Raw genomic sequence first — 16,666 nt, forward strand, 5'->3', positions numbered from 1 at the left:
GCGCGTCGTTCGCGCCACAGGTTCCCCGGTGAGCTGCGGCGATACTCTCCGTGTCTGTGGATAACCCGTGTGTCGTCCACAGGGTCAGCCGGCCGGTGCGCCCGCGCCGCAGGCTGCGGGCATGACCTCGACCGACCGCCCCCGGCTCGCCGTCCGTTCCCCCGCCGACCTCATCGCCGCCGTGCCGTACCTGCTCGGCTTCCACCCGGCCGACAGCGTGGTAGTGGTCGCCATGCGGGGCCGCCGGATCACCTTCGCCGCCCGCGCCGACCTGCCCGACCTGGCAGACCCGCACGATCCGGCCCGGCACCTCGCCGGCGTCATCGCCCGGCAGGGCGCCGAGACCGCCACGGTCCTGGGTTACGGCCCGGCCGCCCGGGTCACCCCGGCCGTCGACGCCGTGCGCGCCGCGCTGGCCGTGGCCGGGCTGCCCGTGCTCGACGCCCTCCGCGTCACCGAGGGCCGCTACTGGTCGTACGTCTGCACGGAGCCGGAGTGCTGCCCGCCGGAGGGCACCCGCTTCGACGCCGGGGCCAGCGAGGTCAGCGCGGCGGCCGTCTTCGCCGGCCAGGTCGCCCTGCCCGACCGGGCCGCCCTCGTCGCGCAGGTCGCCCCGGTCGACGGCCCGGGCCGGGTGGCGATGCGCCGGGCCGCCGTCCGCGCCGAGCGGCGCCTGGCGGCCCTGCTCGACAAGACGCCCCCGGCGGAGCTGCGCGACGGGCGGGCGGTCCGGGCCGCCGGGGTGGCGGCGGTACGCGGCGCGTTGCGCCGGCACCGGCGGGGGCAGCGGCTCGGCGACGACGAGGTGGCCTGGCTGAGCCTGCTGCTGACCCACGTCACCGTCCGCGACCACGCGTGGGAGCGCACGGACGGGCGGGACGAGGACATCGCGCTCTGGACCGACGTGCTGCGCCGGGCCGAGCCGGAGCTGATCGCCGCGCCGGCGGCGCTGCTGGCGTTCGCGGCCTGGCGGGCGGGGCAGGGGGCACTGGCGGCGGTGGCCCTGGAACGGGGCCTGGCCGAGCACCCCGACCACTCGCTGGCGCTGCTCCTCGACGACCTGCTCCGCCGGGGCGTGCCGCCGTCCGCGTTGGACGGCTGGCCGGCGGTCGCGGTGCCCGGCGTGCTACGCCGCAGGCGCACCCGCCGGGGGCCCCGCTGATCCGCCGCCGGGCCGACGCATGGCGGCCCGGGTCATCCCCGGGCAGGAAGCCGCCGGCCCAGCCAGGAGAGCAGGATCTGCTCGTACTGCGGGCTGACTCCGGCCAGGTCGTCGGCCTCGTCCAGGGTGGGCGCGTGGTCGCAGCCGGTCAGCCGGGCGACAGCCAGCTCGGCGGCGCGGGCGGCCCGGCGCCACACCGCCAGACTCTCCTCGATCGGTATCCAGGCGTCGGTCTCGCCGTAGCAGAGCAGCACCGGGCAGGACAGCTCCGCGAAGACCGGCTCCGGGTCGAAGTCCATGTCGGCCCAGGCACCCGGCTCCGGCACTTCACGCGGCAGGAACACCAGCGGAAACCAGGGCCGCTCGATGGCCGCGTCCAGCTCCGCCTGGGCGACCGACCGGGGCAGCCCGCCGCGCAGGTACGCCTCTGCGACCCGACGCAGCCGGCTCAGGTGGGCGAGGTCGGCGTCGCCGTACCCGTGGCGGCGAAGCTGCTCGGCGGTGGCGTACCGCATCTGCCGGGCGGGGCTGACGCCGCTGCACCCGACGAGCACGAGGAAGTCGACCCGGTGCCGGCTGGCGGTCAACGCGGCTGCCCAAGCCCCCTGGCTGAACCCCCACAGCCCGACGGGGGCGTCGCCGACCTGCCGGCGCAGCACGTCGAGGGCTGCCGCCGCGTCGTCGGCCTGGGCGGTCAGCGGCACGTCGTGACCGTCGACCCGGGGGCGCCGGTCGTAGCGCAGCACCGCGATGCCGGCCGGCGGCAGCAGCCGGGCCAGGTGCTCGTAGAGGAAGTGGGACCGCGAGCCGGCATGGGAGCCGTGCAGCACGGCGAGCGCTCCCCGGGCCGGCCCGGCCGGAAGGTCCAGGATGGCCGGAAGCTGCTGCTCGCCGACGCCCAGCTCCATGCCGGGCAGTCAACCACGGACCGGCCGCGTCCGTCTCGCCCGTCGTGCCCGCTGTTCGGGGCGGGGTGGACGGCGGTGGGCCCCGGAGCGGCAGCCTGCCGGCAGGGCGTCGTGCGGCCGGCCACCGCACCGTTTCGTTCCGGCGACGACGGTCGCGGTTCGCGCCGTGCGGAGATGCGGGGGCGGTCAGGCCCGTTCGGCGACCCGAGCGACGAATGCGCGCCACGCCGCTGGCCCGAAGGTGAGGGCCGGGCCGGCCGGGTCCTTCGAGTCGCGTACGGCGACGACGCCAGGAAGGTTGTCGGCGACCTCGACGCACGCGCCACCGTTCGAGCTGCTGCGGGTGCTCTTGCGCCACCGCGCGCCGGTCAGGTCATCCATGATCGCGCTCTCAGGAGGTCGACGGTCTGGTCCCGCGGCAGCGCGACCGATCTCACGGTATCCCAGACGGCCCAGAGCGGAGCAACGTCATTCGTGATGCGACCGGCGGCTTGGTCGTCCAGGTAGCCGACGTCGCCGTCAGGCGTGCTGGCAATGATGAACGGCCCGGCCTGGCCGGGATGCAGCCCAGCGCGAAGGGGAAGCACATGGACCATGACGTTCGGACGCCCGGCAAGTTCGATCAGGTGGTCTAGCTGCGGTTGCATGACCTCGGGTTCCCCTCGCCGGAGCGCAGCCTCGTCGATCACGAAGACCAGGAGGGGAGGACGCGGGCGATCGAGCACGGCGGCCTGCCGGCGTAGCCGGGTGTCGACATGCGCTTCCGCGTCGGCGTTCAAAGGGCCGCTGGTGAGAACGGCACGGGCATAGTCCTCGGTTTGCAGAAGGCCCGGGAGAACGGCCGACTCGAACCATCGCAGCCCTGACGCCTCGCGCTCGATCTCCGTCCACGGCCTGAACCATGCCGGCTCGCGGCGCTTCAGTGCGTCCGGCCAAAGCTCCTCTATGTCCTTGTTCAGGATTTCGGCGACCCGGGCACGGTGACGGGTCTGCGGAATTCGTCCCTGGCTCACCCACCGCGCCGCCGTCTTCGGGTCAACGCCGACTTGAGCTGCAAGGCTCTCGGCAGTCTCACCGGCCTTCGCCATCGCTACCTGTACCGCCCGGTTCATCCCGATCCCTCACTCGAACGTCCCGAATGATTCCGGTACAGACTGCTACGCGGTGTCACTGTCTGGCAACCCTCGGCAAGGTGCCTTGTAGGCGGCGCGAGCCGGTGGAGGCACCCGAAGCCCGCCGGTCGTGCCGGCGAGGGGGCCGCCGCCGGGCGAGCATCCGTGGCGGCCCCCTCCTCCAGCCGACGGACGAAGGGAAAGACGGTGAGCCCGCGAGAGATCACCTCCGGCGACGTTCTGTGCCTGACCCGATCCGCGAGCCCTCAGTTCGTCCGCCCGATCACCGTGCGGGTGATCCGTGTCCTGACCGACTGGCACACGTACCACGGATGGTGCTGGATCGACGTCTACGAGCTGAACGCGCGCGGCGACGCCGTGGACCGGCGCTCGCTGTACGTGCGGTGCGAGGGAGTGCGTTGGCGTACGCCGCCGCCCCCGGCCGCTGCCCCGGCCCGCCGCCCGATCTCCCGCGTGCGGGTGACGGCGTGAGTCGGCGGCGCCCCGAGCACCTGCCCACCCGGCCCACCTGGCGCTGCGCGGCCTGTGGGATCGCCTGGCCGTGTTCCGCCGCGAAGTTGCGGCTGCTCGCCGAGTACCGGACGGACCGGGCGGCCCTGCTGGTTCACCTGGCGACCCTCCAGGCGGAGGCGGGCGAACAGCTCGCGGCGTCGGACCGCGCCCCGGCACCGGGCGACCTGGCCGAGCGCTTCACCGGGTGGGCGCGGGCCCGCGGGTAGCCGGTACGCGGGTGGTCTCATGGACGGGGCAGCTCGACAGCGTTCCATCACCCACCCCAGACAGGGGCATCCGTCGAAGGATGTAGCGGACGTGCGTCCCGCGGGCCGACTCGACCGGTCCCGGGCCGCCCGACATCGCCGGCCTCCTGTTGGCTTGGGCCGCCGCCGCCCGGTGGGAACTGCTCGGCACATGGATCAGGCGGTGATCCGGCGGGGGTGGGCGTAGACGTTCATGGTCCGGTCGCGCAGGAAGCCCACCAGGGTCAGCCCGGCCTCCTCGGCCAGGTCCGCCGCCAGGCTGCTCGGCGCGGAGACCGCCGCGAGCAGCGGCACGCCGGCCATCCACGCCTTCTGGGTCAGCTCGAAGCTCGCCCGCCCGGAGACCAGCAGCACGTGCCCGGCCAGCGGCAGCCGCCGCTCGCGGACCGCCCAACCGATCACCTTGTCGACCGCGTTGTGCCGGCCGACGTCCTCGCGCAGCACGACCAGCTCGCCGTCCGCCGTGAACAGCGCCGCCGCGTGCAGCCCGCCGGTGCGGTCGAAACCGCGCTGCGCCGCCCGCAGCCGGTCCGGCAGCTCGGCCAGGACCGCCGCCGGCACAGTCAGCGGGTCGTCACCCACCGCGAAGACGGACCGGGTACGCACGGCGTCGATGCTCGCCTTGCCGCACACCCCGCAGGAGCTGGTGGTGTAGAAGTTCCGGGCCGGGTCGGTGGCCGGCTCGGGCACGCCGGGCGCGAGCACCACGTCCACCACGTTGTACGTGTTGGGCGTCTCCGCGCCGGCGCAGAGCTGCGCGGTGTGCACGTCGTCGGCGGCACGGATCAGCCCCTCGGTGAGCAGGAAGCCGATTGCCAGGTCCAGATCCTCGCCGGGCGTACGCATGGTCACCGCGAGCGGCCGTCGCCGGCCGGGGCCCGCCGCGCCGACCCGGATCTCCAGCGGCTCCTCCACGGCGAGAGCGTCCTGCCGGCGTAGCGAGGTGCGGCCGGTGTCCGCCGCGTCGAGGTCGATGCGGAGCACGCCGCGTCGGTGAGTCGCCCGTCCCATCCCGCCATCCTGCACCCCGTGCCCGGGCCGCCGTGCGGCTACCGTGGCCGGGTGGACGCGTACGCGGCGGTGGTGCTGGCCGGCGGGGCCGCCCGCCGGATGGGCGGCGTGGACAAGCCCGCCCGGGTGGTCGGCGGCCGGCCCATGCGGGACCGGGTGCTGGCCGCCGTCGCCGACGCCGCCCCGCGCATCGTGGTCGGCCCGCGCGGGCCGGTGCCCGCCGGGGTGCGGGTGACCTGGGAGGAGCCGCCGGGCGGGGGCCCCGTCGCCGCCGCCGCGGCCGGGCTGGCCCTGCTCGACCCCGGTACGCCGGTGGTCGCCCTGCTCGCCGCCGACCTGCCCCTGCTCACCCGTGCCGCCGTCGGCGGGCTGCTCGACCGGCTCGACGCCGATCACGACGGCGCCTGCTACGTCGACCAGGACGGGCGGCGGCAGACGCTCTGCGGGGTGTGGCGGGTGGTCCCGCTGCGCGCCGCCCTGGACCGCCTCGCCGCCGAGCGGGCCGCCACCGAGCCGGCCACCGCCCCTGAGCCGGCCACCGCCACCGGGCCGGCCGCCGTCCCTGAGCCGGCCGCCGTCCCTGAGCCGGCCACCGCCACCGGGCCGGCCACCCGTGCCGGGCGGGGCGGCGCCGCGCCGCTCGCCGGGGCGCCGATCCGGGCGCTGCTGGCCGGGCTGCGGGTCCGCGACGTGCCGTGGACCGGTGCCGGCCCGCCGCCCTGGTTCGACTGCGACACTGACGAGGACGTACGCCGGGCGGAGGAGTGGGCGCGATGACGGTGATGGACGACTGGGTGACGGCGGCCTGTGCCGAGCTGGGTCTCGACCCCGCCCAGGTGCCGGTGCCGGCCGTGCTGGACCTGGCCAAGGACGTGGCGCACCAGGTGCTGCGGCCGGGCGCGCCCGTCACCGCGTACCTCCTCGGGCTGGCGGTCGGCCGGGGCGCGGACCCGGCGGGCGCCTCGGCCCGGCTCACCGCGCTGGCCGCCTCGTGGCCGGTCGAACTGGGCGCCGAACGCCCCGGCGAGGGCCCCGCCTGAGGTCGTTGTCCGATCACTGTCGGGCTGATTCGTCCCCCCGGTTGCGTGGGTAGGGTGACCTGGACGGACGGAGGCGATCATGACGGCAGACCACCCCTCGGCGCCGAACGGTGACCCGCCCGGCACCCTGCCGGCACACCACGAGCCGATCCTGCTCGACGAGCCCACCACGGCCGACCTGCGGGCGAAGGTGACCCAGGCGTGGCGGGAGTTCGCGCGGGCGTTGGCCGAGCGGCTGGCGGCGCTGCCGACGGGCACGCACGTCGAGCTGACGCTCGACCCCACCGCCTCCGGCACCGGCGACGCGGTCTACTCCGTCAGTGTCGACGTCGGCGAGGAGGGCCGGCTGGCGGCCCGCGCGGTCGGCAACGCCACCCTGCCGCAGGGCTACCGGCTGGACCGGGCCGCGGTGGCGGACATGATCGCCCTCGGCTGGTCGCCGCCCGGCGTGGTGGCGGGCTCCGGCGAGCACTTCGGGCTGGACGGCAACACCGCCGACGCCACCCGGCTGGCGGCCCTGATCACCCGGACGCTGCGCGACGTCTACGGCGCCCCGCACCCCGCCTTCCTCGTCTACCTGATCCACGACGCCGAGGGGGAGCCGCTGCCGGTGGAGCCGCTGGGCACCGCGCGCAGCGAGTTCGGCCCGGACCGCGACGTGGAGGCCGACCTGGACGAGGCGCTCGCCGCGGCGACCGCCGCCCAGGCCCCGGAGAGCGACGTGGCCGCGCTCGCCGAGCGGGTCCGCACGGTCGTCTCGACCATGCTCAAGTCGGACTCGGACCGGTTGCAGGTCGACTCCGACGGTGACATCAACATCCGCGCCGGCTCGGCGATGGTCTTCGTCCGGGTCCGCGACAACCCGCCGCTGGTGGACGTCTTCTCCCCGGTGCTCACCGAGGTCGAGCCCACCGAGCGGCTCTACGTGAAGCTCTCCGAGCTGACCAACCGGATGCCCATCGGCCGGCTCTACTGCGCCGACGACACCGTGTGGGCGTCCATCCCGGTCTTCGGCCGCAACTTCCAGGCCACCCACCTGATGCTCGCCGTGCAGGTGATGACAGGGCTCGCGGACGAGCTGGACGACCGGCTGCACGGCGAGTTCGGCGGCAAGCGCTTCTTCGGCGAGGGCGACAAGGCGGTCAGGCGCGACCAGGGTGAGCACCGCACCGGCATGTACCTCTGACAGTGAGCCTCCTCGGCTGAGACGGGTGGGGCCCGGAAACCCCGAGAAACCGGGCCCCACCCGCCGGGGAGGAGAATCAGGTCACAGGGAGCCAGTCGAGGCTCCGGGCGGTGGTCGGATCGGTGGCCCGCAGGCCCGCGTCGGAGACGGTCCAGAGCACGTCACCCACCAGCAACGACCGGGTCACCGCGCCCGCCCCGCCGGGGTGGGACACCGTGCCGACCTCGCCGATGTCGCTCCCGGAGACCCGCAGCAGGCGTACGTCGTCGCCGACCGGGAGGGCGACCAGGCCGGTCTCCGGGCGGTGCAGGAAGGCGTGCGAGTCGTACTCCAGCGCGGAGTACTGCCCGGGCACGTGCCACTGGTCGAGCCGGGCGGGCCAGGCCGGGTCGCGGACGTCGAACAGGGAGACCTGGAGCCCCTGCGTCCGCCCCCGTCGGTCGGCCTCCTGGCCCACGCCGAGCAGCCGCCCGTCCGGCAGCGGATGCAGGTACGCCGAGTACCCGGTGATCTTCAGCTCGCCGGTGACCCGGGGCGCGGTCGGGTCGGTCAGGTCGACCGCGTAGAGCGGGTCGGTCCGCCGGAACGTGACCACGTACGCGGAGCCGCCGAGGTAGCGCACGGAGAAGATCCGCTCGCCCGGGCCGAGGCCGGTGACCGCGCCGACCCGGGTCAGCGCGTCGCCGTCCCGGCGCAGCACGTGCACGCCGGACTCGGAGGCCGGGCGGGCGCCCCAGGGATCGCCGGTGGTGGTGGCGACCCGCAGGTGCCCCTGCCACTCCGAGAGGGCGTACTGGTTGACGAGCGACCCCGGCACGGTGCCGGCGGCGAGGTAGCGGGGACGCCCCGGCGCGCCGGTGTCGAACTGGTAGATCTCGGTGACCTGCGCGCCCGCCGGCCGGTCCCGGCGCGGTCCGGCGGGCCGACCCGTGACCGGGCGTTTGCCCGCGAGGTAGAGGTTCGGGCCGGTGCCGTAGACCGTGGTCGCGTCGGCGGCGACGCTGACCGGGTCGCCGTCGCCGAGCCGGTCGGCGGCCAGGTCGAAGCTCAGCACCGTCAACATCGACGTGCCGGACCAGGTGGGCGGGCTGCTCAGCCGGTCGCAGCCGACCCGCCCGGTGTGCCGCTGGGCGCCGGCCGTCCACTCGTACGCCGGCAGCCACGCCTCCACCCCGGCCTGGTCGATGACCGCCCGGTTCGCCGCCGTCCGCGCCGCGTCGGTGCCGCGCTTCGCGTACGGGAACTCCAGCCGGGGCCGGGTGCGGACGACGACCCGCGCGGTGGACCCGGTCTGCCGGGCGTCGACCAGGCTCCCGTCCATGCGGTAGGTGCCGAGCACCCGCGGCGGGCCCGCGAGGTCGACCAGGATCAGCCGCGGTACGCCGGCGATCCGCGACCCGGCGAACTCCCTGGCCCCGCCGGCGCCCACCTGGGCCAGCACCAGCGCCCGGTCGCCGTGCAGCAGCAGGCTCTGCTGCCCCCACTTCAGCTCCGGCAGCGCCCCGGTGAGGTCGACCCGCCCGGTCTCCCGCCGGGCGGCCGGGTCGACCACCCGCAGCAGCCCCCGGCTGACCGTGACGATCCGCCGGCCGTCGGTCTTGACCAGGTCGGGCTCGTCCGCGCCGGCCTCGTGGTTGTTGGTGGTGGAGTGCTCGGGGGCGGCCGCCGCCTCCGCCCGCGCGGCGTCCGGGACCGCGCTGAGGGCGACCCCCGTGCGCCAGCCGCCGCCGAATCCCCACGGGCCGACGGACGCGCGGGCGGCGGCCCGCAGCCCGGCCAGCGCGTCGGCGCAGGAGTCGAAGGAGACCAGCACCGGCGCGGCCGGCAGGTGCCGTGGCGGCGGATCGCCGGGCAGCGGCGGAATCGCGCTCCCGCCGAGCAGGGTGAGGGCGGCCAGCGTGCCGGCCGCCAGGATGTGTGCTCCCCGTCTCATGGCCGGTTCGACGCGGCCGCGCGGCGCGTGGTTCCGACCCGCCCGGACCTTCCGCGCCGCTTTCCGCCGCGCCCCGGGCCCGTCGGTGCGGTCAGCCGCCGGAGGGCCCGACGCCGGGGGACTCGACCAGTCGGGAGAGCACGATCGTGCTGCGGGTGGAGGTCACGAAGGGCTCGGCCCGCAGCCGCTCCAGCGCCGCCTCCAGGTGCGCGATGTCGGCGGCCCGCAGGTGGACGAGCGCGTCGGCCTCGCCGGAGACCGTGTACGCGCCGACCACCTCCGGGTGCCGGCGGGTGGCGACCCCGATCTGGGCCGGCGTGGTCCGGCCCGCGCAGAACAGCTCGACGAAGGCCTCGGTGGTCCAGCCGACGGCGGCCGGGTCGACGACCGCCGTGAAACCCCGGATCACCCCGGCCGCCCGCAGCCGGTCCACCCGTCTCTTGACCGCCGGGGCGGAGAGTGACACCCGTTGTCCGATGTCCGCGTACGAGGCGCGGGCGTCCGCGACGAGCAACGCAATGATCCGCTGGTCTACGGCATCTATCTGCAACGTTCCGCCTCTGGGAAGCAATGGTTGTGGCTGTTACCAAAGTTCAACGGTACCTACCCTTGGTCACCGTGAACCAGCAGCGAGTCCCGCGAAAGCGGACATATCTCATGTGCTCGCCGGAGCACTTCGCGGTCGAGTACGCGATCAACCCGTGGATGGACGTCAGCACCCCGGTCGACCCGGAGCTGGCGGTCAAGCAGTGGGACCGGCTGCGGGAGACCCTGGTCGGCCTCGGCCACGAGGTGCACCTGCTCACGCCCGAGCGGGGCCTGCCCGACATGGTCTTCGCGGCCAACGGCGCGTTCGTGGTCGACGGCATCGTCTACGGCGCGCAGTTCAAGCACGAGCAGCGGGCCGCCGAGGCCGCCGCGCACCGGGCGTTCTACGAGTCGCAGGGCTGGCGGTTCATCGCGCCGAGCGAGACGAACGAGGGCGAGGGCGACTTCGCGTACCTGCCCGAGGCGCACGGCGGGCTGGTCCTCGCCGGGCACGGCTTCCGCACCGAGCTGCCGGCCCACGCCGAGGCGCAGGAGGCGCTCGGCCGCCCGGTGGTGTCACTGCGCCTGGTCGACCCGCGGTTCTACCACCTGGACGTGGCGCTGGCGTCGATCGACGACGAGAACATCGTCTACTACCCGGGCGCCTTCTCGGCGGCCAGCCAGAAGGTGCTCGCCCAGCTCTTCCCCGACGCGGTGGTCGCGGACGACGAGGACGCGCTGGCGTTCGGCCTGAACCTGGTCAGCGACGGGCTCAACGTGGTGCTCAACAGCGCGGCGACCCGGCTGGCCGGGAAGCTGAAGGCGGCCGGCTACCACCCGGTCCCCGTCGAACTGGCCGAGCTGAAGAAGGGCGGCGGCAGCGTGAAGTGCTGCATCGCCGAGCTGCGCCACTGAGCCGAGCCGCGCGAGGCGTACGACGAGGGGGCCGGCCTCCCGGGTGGGGAGGCCGGCCCCCTCGCGTGTGGTGCGGGGCGCTCAGCCGAGCGTGGCCAGCTCCGTGACCAGCACGTTCGACAGCACCTGGCCGTCGAGCTGCACCTCGCGCAGGTACCACTTCTGCTGGGGCGTGCGCGGCTGGTTGAACTGCCACACCCCGCGCGGGCTGTCGATCTGGCCGATCTTGCCGAGCGCCAGGTTGACCTGCTGCGGGTTGGGCGTCACGCCGGCGATCCGGATGGCCTGGTCGAGCACCTGTGCCGCGTCGTACGAGGCCATGGCGTAGGTGGTGGGCGAGGTGCCGTGCTTCTTGCGGTACGCGGAGGCGAACCGCCGGTTGGCGTTGTTGTTCAGGTCGGCCGAGTAGTTGAGGGCGGTCTGGATGCCCGTCGCATCCTCGGCCTTCACGCTCTCCAGGACCGTGCCCTCGGTGAGGAAGCCCGGGGCGTAGACCCTGCCGGTGAAGCCCTCGATGCGGAGCTGCTTGATGAACTCGACCGCCGCCGGCCCGGCGTAGAAGCAGAACACGGCGTCGGGCTTGCGGCTCAGCGCCGTGCGGATGTCGGCCCGGTACGCGGACTTCGACGGGTTGGTGAAGACGCCCGTCCAGGTCACCGGGTCCTTGATGCGCGGGTCGGACTCGCCGAACTCCTGCTTGAAGCCCCGCACCACGTCCTGGCCGCCGGCGTTCTCCGGTGCGACGATCGCCAGCCGCGCCGAGGATCCCAACTGCTCCCGCAGGTAGCGCCCCAGTGCCCGGCCCGCCTCGTCCAGCACGTACGACGTTCGCCAGATGTAGACGACGCTCTGGAGGCTGGTCGGCGAGGCGTTGGAGCCGATCAGCGGCACCCGGGCCTGCTCGACGGTGTCCCGGATGCCGAACATGACGTTCGAGTCGACCACGCCGGTGAGGGCGAGCACGCCCTGCTTGAGCAGCCCCTCGACGGCGGCCTTGCCGGTCTTCACGCTCTCGCCCTCGTCGGCGGTGAGCAGGGTGACCGGGTGCCCGCCCAGGCCGTTTCCGTTGAGGTCGAGGAAGAGTTGGAAGCCGTTGGTGATCTCGTCGCCGATCGCCTTGAGACCTCCACTGGTGGGCGCGATGAGGCCGATCTTGATCGGGCTTCCGTCGTCGGCCGCTTCGCCCTCGGCCGTGTCGGTGCCGCAGCCGGCGGCGAGGCCCGCCGTTCCGAGCGCGGCCAGCAGTTGGAGTGCCCGCCTGCGGTTCATCTGCGACACCGGGTTCCTTCCAGGGAGCGTTGCAGGGCGGATCGCGCCCCCTCGGCGTTCTACCGGGTCAGCGACGCTCCGTCAATGCTTAGCGACCTTCCAACAGAGATCGAAGAGCAGCCGTGACCTCCGGCCATGCCGTCGACTCCGGATCGATGAGCCCGAAATGTTCGCATTCTGGCAGCTCAACGAGGCCGATGTCGCCACCTGCCGCCCGGTCGGCCGCGACGAACTCGCGGCTCATCGCCACCGGCACCTGCTCGTCCAGCGCACCATGCACGACTACTGTCCGTATCGGAATGGGCACCAGCGACCGTGGATCGGCGGCGGCGTACCGGTCGGGGAGGTCGGCCGGGCCGCCGCCCAGCAGGCCGGCCACCGCCCCGGAGTCCAGATCCAGCCGGTACGCCTCGGCGAGGTCCGACACCGGGGCCAGGGCCAGCACGCCCCCGACGGCGGCCGGGGCGGTCGCCGCCACGTACAACGCCAGGTGCCCGCCGGCGGAGTGGCCCACCAGGACCGGCGGCCCGGCGGCGACCCGCCCGGGCAACGCCTCGGCCGCCAGCCGGGGCAGCTCCGTCACGCCGGTCAGCACATCGGTCAGTGTCCCGGGCCAGCCGCCGCCCGGCTGCCCCGTCCTGCGGTACTCCACTTGGGCCACCGGGTGGCCGAGCGCGGCCAGCGCGGCGGCCAGCGGGTCGGTGTGCCGCCGGTCGTACTCGGCCCGCCAGAAGCCGCCGTGCACCACCACGACCAGCGGCCGGGCCGGACCGGACCCGGCGGGTCGGCGCAGGTCGGCGACCTGGTCCGGGTGGTCGCCGTAGGAGACGGCGGCGTCCGGGGCCGGGGCGGGGCGGCTGAGCACGGCGCGCGGGTCGGCGGGCATGGCGCGACCGTAGCGCGGATCACCCGCCGATCCGGCGTCGGGGATCGGTCCCCGGGCGCGGTGTGCCGTGCGGCTGGGTAAAGATGGACCCCATGACCGAAGCGCACTCCGCTGGACAGAACGACGAGCCGGGCCAGGACGGCACCGGTCACTCCGGAACGGTGGTGGTGGTCGGCCCGGACGGGCGGCCGGTCGGCACCGTGCAGACCGACGAGGCCGCCGGCGAGGACCCCACCCGACTGGTCGAGCAGCCGGCCAAGGTGATGCGGATCGGCAGCATGATCAAGCAGCTGCTGGAGGAGGTCAAGGCCGCCCCGCTCGACGACGCCAGCCGGCACCGGATGCGGGAGATCCACGAGCGGTCGATCGTCGAGCTCAAGGAGGGGCTCGCCCCCGAGCTGCGGGACGAGCTGGAGCGGATCTCCCTGCCCTTCACCGAGGAGAAGGCGCCCAGTGAGAGCGAGCTGCGCATCGCGCACGCCCAGCTCGTCGGCTGGCTGGAGGGCCTCTTCCACGGCATCCAGGCGGCCCTGGTCGCCCAGCAGATGGCCGCCCGGGTCCAGCTCGAACAGATGCGTTCGGGCCGGCAGGCGCTGCCCAGCGGCCCCGGCGGCGTGATGCCGGGCATGCCGGGCATGGGCCAGCCGCAGGGTGGCGAGGGGCACAGCACTGGCCAGTACCTCTGAGCGTGACGGCCGGCCGGGCCACGGCCGGCCGTCAGCCCACCCCGAAGACCTTCTCCAGGTACGCCGCCACGCCGTCCGCCGAGTTCGCCGAGGTCACCTCGTCGGCGACCGCCAGGACGGCGCGGTGCGCGTTCGCCACCGCCACCCCCCGCCCGGCCCAGGTCAGCATCGGCACGTCGTTGGGCATGTCGCCGAAGGCGAGCACGTCCCGGGCGTCGATCCCGAGCCGGGCGCAGTACCACGCCAGCCCGGCCGCCTTGGTCACGCCCGCGGCGGAGATCTCCACCAGCCCCGAGTACGACGAGTGGGTCGCCTCGGCCAGCCCCTCCAGCGCCCCGGCGACCAGCGCGACGAAGGCGTTCGGGTCCTGGTCGGCGGCCCGGGCCAGCAGCTTCACCGCCGGCGCCGACAGCAGCTCCTCCGGGGTCTCGACCGCCCGGATCGCCTCGTGGTCGGCGTCCCAGCGCAGCGGGTAGTGCGCCTCGTGCCGCATCTGCCGGCTGTCGACGATCTCCACGGCGAAGCTGATGTCGGGCACCTCGGCGCGTAGCCGCCGGGCCACCTCGGCGAGCAGTTCCGGCGCGAGCGGGTCGGCCCGGAGCACCTCGTCGGCGGCCGGGTCGTAGACCACCGCGCCGTTGGCGCAGATCGCCGGCAGCGGCTCGGCGAGCTGGTCGTACACGAGCTTCAGCCAGCGGATCGGACGGCCGGTGACCAGCACGACCGGCGTGCCCCGCGCGGAGATCCGCGCCAGCACGTCGGCGGTGTGCGGGCTGAGGGTGCGGTCGTCCCGTAGCAGGGTGCCGTCGATGTCGGTGGCGATCAGCCGAGGTGCTTCTCCCATCAGCGGGACAGTAGCCGATCGAGGTACACCGCCACCCCGTCGTCGTCGTTGCGCAGCGTCACCTCGTCGGCGGCGGCGCGGACCGTCGGGTGGGCGTTGGAGACCGCCACCCGGGCCCAGCCGGCCCACGCGAACATCGGCAGGTCGTTGGGCATGTCGCCGAAGACCAGCACCTCGGCCGGGTCGACGCCGAGCCGCTGCGCCACGACGGCCAGCCCGGTGGACTTGTCCACCCCCGGCGGGCAGATCTCCACGAAGCCCAGCCCCGCCTGGGTGAGCGTGGCGACCTCCGGCGGGACGACCTCCCGGGCGACGGCGAGCAGCTCGTCGACGTGGTGGTCGGCGGTCCGGACGAACGCCTTGATCACGTCGCAGGAGAGGCACTCGGCGCGGCTGCGCGCCTCGAACGCGTCCTGGTAGGGCCAGCTCGGGTGGTAGTCGCCCCAGAGCGGCGCGTCGTGCTCGTCCGACGCCTCGACCATCACCGTCAGCGGCCCCACCGCCACCTCCAGGTCGGCGAGCAGCGTGGCCAGCACCTCGGCGGGGAGGCGCTCGTCGCGCAGCACCACCGGCCCGGCCGGGTCGCTCTGGTCGACCACGCGACCGCCGCCCGCCATCACCAGGAAGTCGGCGGCGCGGATGTCGTTGCGGGTGAGCTCGGCCAGCCGGGGACCGCGGCCGGTCGCGCCGACCACCGGGATCCCGGCGGCACGCACCCGGTCCAGCACCCCGTGGGTGTACGCGGAGACGGTCTCGTCGCTGCGGACGAGCGTCCCGTCGAGATCGGTGGCGATCAGCTTGGGCAGGCCCGGGCGGGTCATCGTTCCTCCTTTGCCCGCCGCCGCCGCAACCAGCCGTTTCGGTCGTCGATGCCTCGACCCTGAGTGACGGCGGGCAGCAACCGTACCTCGCGCGGCAGGTACCGACCATTGCCTTTGGGCGAAGTCGGTGCCAACGGACGACGGCCCGCGGGTGTCCCCGTCCCGGTCCGGCGGGGCGGCCGTACGGTGGGCGGATGGGAGAGCGGGACTGGCCGGTGGCGGAGATCATCGGCACGGAGCGGCTGCTGCTGGAGCCCCTCCGTGTCGACCACGCCGAGGAACTCGCCCCGCTCCTCGACGACCCGACCCTGCACGAGTACACGGGCGGCAGCCCGGCGAACCCCGAGCAGCTGCGGGAGCGCTACCGCCGGCAGGCGGTCGGGCGGTCCCCGGACGGCGGGGAGGGCTGGCTCAACTGGGTCGTGCGGCACCGGGACACCGGCGACGCGGTCGGGACCGTGCAGGCCACCGTGCGGCTCGACGGCGACCGGCCGGTCGCCGAGCTGGCCTGGGTGGTCGTGGCACCGCGGCAGGGCCGCGGCTACGCCGGCGAGGCCGCGGCCGGCATGGTCGGCTGGCTGGCGGAGCAGGGCATCGCGGCGCTCGTCGCGCACGTGCACCCCGACCACCGGGCCTCCGCCCGGGTGGCCGAGCGGCTCGGCCTGCGCGCCACCGACGAACTGGTCGACGGCGAGGTCCGCTGGGCCGCCCCCTGAGCGGGCCGGGTGCCGGAGCGCGCCGGGTGCTTGAGCGCGCCGGGTGCGGCTGCGGGCCGGATGGGAGGGCGCGGCGGACGGCCGGGTCAGTCCCGGGGCTCGGGTCGGGCGAAGGGGACGGCCGGCCCGACCGTGAGGTCGGCCGGTGGGGGCAGCGCGTCGTCCGCCAGGTCGCGGGCCCTGAGACTCCGGCGGCGCCGGTCGACCGGCTCCCCCTCGTCGGTGGCCGCTGCCTCGTCGGCGGCCTCCTCGTCCGGCGTGGCCGCCCCGACCGGGGCCAGCTTCAGTGCCGCCGCGAAGAGCACGCACGCGACGAACGCCGCCACCAGGCCCCGCCCGTACTCGACCCGGAACCCGTCGTCCGTCGAGTAGAAGAAGACGCGCTGACCCGCCTCGTCCAGCGAGGCGGCGGTCGCGGCCAGCAGCGCCAGCAGTGCCCCGGCCAGGGTCAGGCCGGCGAGCCGGACATTGCGCCGCACCGCAGCGGTGCCGCGCAGCGCGAGCGTCACCGCGCAGGCCAGCGCCAGCAGCCCGACCAGGTAGCCGACCCCGAAGCCGCCGATGTCGGACACCCCGCCCGGCACCCGCACCGGCGTGTTGCCCTGCGGGCCGGCGTCGGGGATCGTCATCACCTGCCACTCGCCGAGCAGCGAGGCGACGGCGGCCACCGCGCCCAGCGCCGCCAGCAGCGGCGGCAGCCGGTGGTCCCGGCCCAGGCCGGAGAGCGTACGCCCGAGCCGGCCCGCGGGGGCCGCCTCCGCCCCGCCCCACTCCACGACGGCGGTGCCGTCGGACCGGTGGTCCTGGCGGGGAATGGGGAGATCCTGGGACATCGGCCACCCTTCCGCGTTCGCGGGCCTGAGCCGAATC

At 74.9% G+C, this 16,666-nt stretch carries 20 protein-coding genes; 9 read left to right on the forward strand and 11 right to left on the reverse strand.

Going from position 1 to position 16,666, the window contains the following annotated elements:
- Positions 1-121: 121 nt before the first annotated feature.
- Entirely contained in the window at positions 122-1,162 is a 1,041-nt protein-coding gene (locus ACZ6Q9_RS15750) for a DUF4192 domain-containing protein (RefSeq protein WP_393259465.1), read from the forward strand.
- 32 nt (positions 1,163-1,194) lie between these two features.
- On the opposite strand, the gene ACZ6Q9_RS15755 is transcribed toward ACZ6Q9_RS15750, so the two are convergent.
- The 3 genes from ACZ6Q9_RS15755 to ACZ6Q9_RS15765 all read right to left on the reverse strand — a co-directional run bounded on the left by ACZ6Q9_RS15755 (position 1,195) and on the right by ACZ6Q9_RS15765 (position 3,182).
- Positions 1,195-2,070 carry an alpha/beta hydrolase gene (locus ACZ6Q9_RS15755; protein WP_396829232.1) on the reverse strand — a complete coding sequence of 292 codons (876 nt, stop codon included), beginning with the start codon at positions 2,068-2,070 and terminating at the stop codon, positions 1,195-1,197.
- Positions 2,071-2,256: 186 nt separating this feature from the next.
- Positions 2,257-2,451, reverse strand: coding sequence for a DUF397 domain-containing protein (locus ACZ6Q9_RS15760; protein ID WP_363701326.1), 195 nt, complete (start codon positions 2,449-2,451; stop codon positions 2,257-2,259).
- Entirely contained in the window at positions 2,439-3,182 is a 744-nt protein-coding gene (locus ACZ6Q9_RS15765; protein WP_396829233.1) for a Scr1 family TA system antitoxin-like transcriptional regulator, read from the reverse strand. The genes ACZ6Q9_RS15760 and ACZ6Q9_RS15765 overlap by 13 nt, the downstream gene beginning before the upstream one ends.
- A 207-nt stretch (positions 3,183-3,389) precedes the next feature.
- Between ACZ6Q9_RS15765 and ACZ6Q9_RS15770 the strand changes: the two genes are divergently transcribed.
- Positions 3,390-3,674: a hypothetical protein gene (locus ACZ6Q9_RS15770; protein ID WP_393259461.1), complete on the forward strand. Its 285-nt coding sequence runs from the start codon at positions 3,390-3,392 to the stop codon at positions 3,672-3,674.
- Positions 3,671-3,922, forward strand: coding sequence for a flavin reductase (locus ACZ6Q9_RS15775; RefSeq protein WP_393259459.1), 252 nt, complete (start codon positions 3,671-3,673; stop codon positions 3,920-3,922). Before ACZ6Q9_RS15770 ends, ACZ6Q9_RS15775 begins: the two co-directional genes overlap by 4 nt.
- 195 nt (positions 3,923-4,117) lie before the next feature.
- Here ACZ6Q9_RS15775 and fdhD read toward each other — a convergent pair whose 3' ends face one another.
- Positions 4,118-4,972: a formate dehydrogenase accessory sulfurtransferase FdhD gene (gene fdhD, locus ACZ6Q9_RS15780; RefSeq protein ID WP_393457732.1), complete on the reverse strand. Its 855-nt coding sequence runs from the start codon at positions 4,970-4,972 to the stop codon at positions 4,118-4,120.
- A 51-nt stretch (positions 4,973-5,023) separates the two neighbouring features.
- Between fdhD and ACZ6Q9_RS15785 the strand changes: the two genes are divergently transcribed.
- The 3 genes from ACZ6Q9_RS15785 to ACZ6Q9_RS15795 all read left to right on the forward strand — a co-directional run bounded on the left by ACZ6Q9_RS15785 (position 5,024) and on the right by ACZ6Q9_RS15795 (position 7,198).
- Entirely contained in the window at positions 5,024-5,749 is a 726-nt protein-coding gene (locus tag ACZ6Q9_RS15785) for an NTP transferase domain-containing protein (RefSeq protein ID WP_396829235.1), read from the forward strand.
- Positions 5,746-6,012 (forward strand): DUF6457 domain-containing protein, encoded by a 267-nt coding sequence (locus ACZ6Q9_RS15790; RefSeq protein WP_393259454.1) that lies wholly within the window; start codon positions 5,746-5,748, stop codon positions 6,010-6,012. The genes ACZ6Q9_RS15785 and ACZ6Q9_RS15790 overlap by 4 nt, the downstream gene beginning before the upstream one ends.
- A gap of 79 nt (positions 6,013-6,091) precedes the next feature.
- On the forward strand, positions 6,092-7,198 hold the full coding sequence (locus ACZ6Q9_RS15795) for a T3SS (YopN, CesT) and YbjN peptide-binding chaperone 1 (RefSeq protein ID WP_393259452.1): 1,107 nt from the start codon (positions 6,092-6,094) through the stop codon (positions 7,196-7,198).
- A gap of 76 nt (positions 7,199-7,274) precedes the next feature.
- Here the strand turns inward: ACZ6Q9_RS15795 and ACZ6Q9_RS15800 are convergent, their stop codons facing one another.
- Both ACZ6Q9_RS15800 and ACZ6Q9_RS15805 read right to left on the reverse strand, forming a co-directional pair.
- Entirely contained in the window at positions 7,275-9,131 is a 1,857-nt protein-coding gene (locus ACZ6Q9_RS15800; RefSeq protein WP_396829237.1) for a beta-propeller domain-containing protein, read from the reverse strand.
- Positions 9,132-9,222: 91 nt separating this feature from the next.
- Positions 9,223-9,681 (reverse strand): Lrp/AsnC family transcriptional regulator, encoded by a 459-nt coding sequence (locus ACZ6Q9_RS15805; protein WP_350702553.1) that lies wholly within the window; start codon positions 9,679-9,681, stop codon positions 9,223-9,225.
- A 59-nt stretch (positions 9,682-9,740) separates the two neighbouring features.
- Here ACZ6Q9_RS15805 and ddaH point away from each other — a divergent pair, with 59 nt between their 5' ends.
- The gene (gene ddaH, locus ACZ6Q9_RS15810) at positions 9,741-10,574 is read left to right on the forward strand and encodes a dimethylargininase (protein WP_393259448.1); all 834 of its coding nucleotides are present in this window, start codon (positions 9,741-9,743) and stop codon (positions 10,572-10,574) included.
- Between the two features lie 81 nt (positions 10,575-10,655).
- Here the strand turns inward: ddaH and ACZ6Q9_RS15815 are convergent, their stop codons facing one another.
- Together ACZ6Q9_RS15815 and ACZ6Q9_RS15820 are read right to left on the reverse strand one after the other, a co-directional pair.
- A complete protein-coding gene (locus tag ACZ6Q9_RS15815; protein ID WP_393457741.1) occupies positions 10,656-11,852 on the reverse strand; it encodes an ABC transporter substrate-binding protein in 1,197 nt (398 codons plus the stop codon).
- 79 nt (positions 11,853-11,931) lie between these two features.
- Positions 11,932-12,729 (reverse strand): alpha/beta hydrolase family protein, encoded by a 798-nt coding sequence (locus ACZ6Q9_RS15820; protein ID WP_396829238.1) that lies wholly within the window; start codon positions 12,727-12,729, stop codon positions 11,932-11,934.
- Positions 12,730-12,812: 83 nt separating this feature from the next.
- Between ACZ6Q9_RS15820 and ACZ6Q9_RS15825 the strand changes: the two genes are divergently transcribed.
- The gene (locus ACZ6Q9_RS15825) at positions 12,813-13,415 is read left to right on the forward strand and encodes a bacterial proteasome activator family protein (protein ID WP_357697925.1); all 603 of its coding nucleotides are present in this window, start codon (positions 12,813-12,815) and stop codon (positions 13,413-13,415) included.
- Between the two features lie 31 nt (positions 13,416-13,446).
- Here ACZ6Q9_RS15825 and ACZ6Q9_RS15830 read toward each other — a convergent pair whose 3' ends face one another.
- Together ACZ6Q9_RS15830 and ACZ6Q9_RS15835 are read right to left on the reverse strand one after the other, a co-directional pair.
- Positions 13,447-14,259, reverse strand: coding sequence for an HAD family hydrolase (locus ACZ6Q9_RS15830; RefSeq protein ID WP_396829239.1), 813 nt, complete (start codon positions 14,257-14,259; stop codon positions 13,447-13,449).
- Positions 14,259-15,080 carry an HAD family hydrolase gene (locus ACZ6Q9_RS15835; RefSeq protein ID WP_350678411.1) on the reverse strand — a complete coding sequence of 274 codons (822 nt, stop codon included), beginning with the start codon at positions 15,078-15,080 and terminating at the stop codon, positions 14,259-14,261. The genes ACZ6Q9_RS15830 and ACZ6Q9_RS15835 overlap by 1 nt, the downstream gene beginning before the upstream one ends.
- Positions 15,081-15,274: 194 nt before the next feature.
- Between ACZ6Q9_RS15835 and ACZ6Q9_RS15840 the strand changes: the two genes are divergently transcribed.
- Entirely contained in the window at positions 15,275-15,796 is a 522-nt protein-coding gene (locus ACZ6Q9_RS15840; protein ID WP_393457750.1) for a GNAT family N-acetyltransferase, read from the forward strand.
- A gap of 86 nt (positions 15,797-15,882) precedes the next feature.
- Here ACZ6Q9_RS15840 and ACZ6Q9_RS15845 read toward each other — a convergent pair whose 3' ends face one another.
- Entirely contained in the window at positions 15,883-16,629 is a 747-nt protein-coding gene (locus ACZ6Q9_RS15845; RefSeq protein ID WP_393457753.1) for a hypothetical protein, read from the reverse strand.
- Between the last annotated feature and the right edge of the window lie 37 nt (positions 16,630-16,666).

It is taken from the genome of Micromonospora sp. NPDC049139, from assembly GCF_055586845.1.

What these genes read in the sequence shown, in the direction of transcription:
- ACZ6Q9_RS15750 (WP_393259465.1), top strand. Translation starts at nt 122, where the DNA reads ATGACCTCGACCGACCGCCCCCGGCTCGCCGTCCGTTCCCCCGCCGAC.
- ACZ6Q9_RS15755 (WP_396829232.1), bottom strand. Translation starts at nt 2,070, where the DNA reads ATGGAGCTGGGCGTCGGCGAGCAGCAGCTTCCGGCCATCCTGGACCTT.
- ACZ6Q9_RS15760 (WP_363701326.1), bottom strand. Translation starts at nt 2,451, where the DNA reads ATGGATGACCTGACCGGCGCGCGGTGGCGCAAGAGCACCCGCAGCAGC.
- ACZ6Q9_RS15765 (WP_396829233.1), bottom strand. Translation starts at nt 3,182, where the DNA reads ATGAACCGGGCGGTACAGGTAGCGATGGCGAAGGCCGGTGAGACTGCC.
- fdhD (WP_393457732.1), bottom strand. Translation starts at nt 4,972, where the DNA reads ATGGGACGGGCGACTCACCGACGCGGCGTGCTCCGCATCGACCTCGAC.
- ACZ6Q9_RS15790 (WP_393259454.1), top strand. Translation starts at nt 5,746, where the DNA reads ATGACGGTGATGGACGACTGGGTGACGGCGGCCTGTGCCGAGCTGGGT.
- ACZ6Q9_RS15795 (WP_393259452.1), top strand. Translation starts at nt 6,092, where the DNA reads ATGACGGCAGACCACCCCTCGGCGCCGAACGGTGACCCGCCCGGCACC.
- ACZ6Q9_RS15800 (WP_396829237.1), bottom strand. Translation starts at nt 9,131, where the DNA reads ATGAGACGGGGAGCACACATCCTGGCGGCCGGCACGCTGGCCGCCCTC.
- ACZ6Q9_RS15820 (WP_396829238.1), bottom strand. Translation starts at nt 12,729, where the DNA reads ATGCCCGCCGACCCGCGCGCCGTGCTCAGCCGCCCCGCCCCGGCCCCG.
- ACZ6Q9_RS15825 (WP_357697925.1), top strand. Translation starts at nt 12,813, where the DNA reads ATGGACCCCATGACCGAAGCGCACTCCGCTGGACAGAACGACGAGCCG.
- ACZ6Q9_RS15830 (WP_396829239.1), bottom strand. Translation starts at nt 14,259, where the DNA reads ATGGGAGAAGCACCTCGGCTGATCGCCACCGACATCGACGGCACCCTG.
- ACZ6Q9_RS15835 (WP_350678411.1), bottom strand. Translation starts at nt 15,080, where the DNA reads ATGACCCGCCCGGGCCTGCCCAAGCTGATCGCCACCGATCTCGACGGG.
- ACZ6Q9_RS15840 (WP_393457750.1), top strand. Translation starts at nt 15,275, where the DNA reads ATGGGAGAGCGGGACTGGCCGGTGGCGGAGATCATCGGCACGGAGCGG.
- ACZ6Q9_RS15845 (WP_393457753.1), bottom strand. Translation starts at nt 16,629, where the DNA reads ATGTCCCAGGATCTCCCCATTCCCCGCCAGGACCACCGGTCCGACGGC.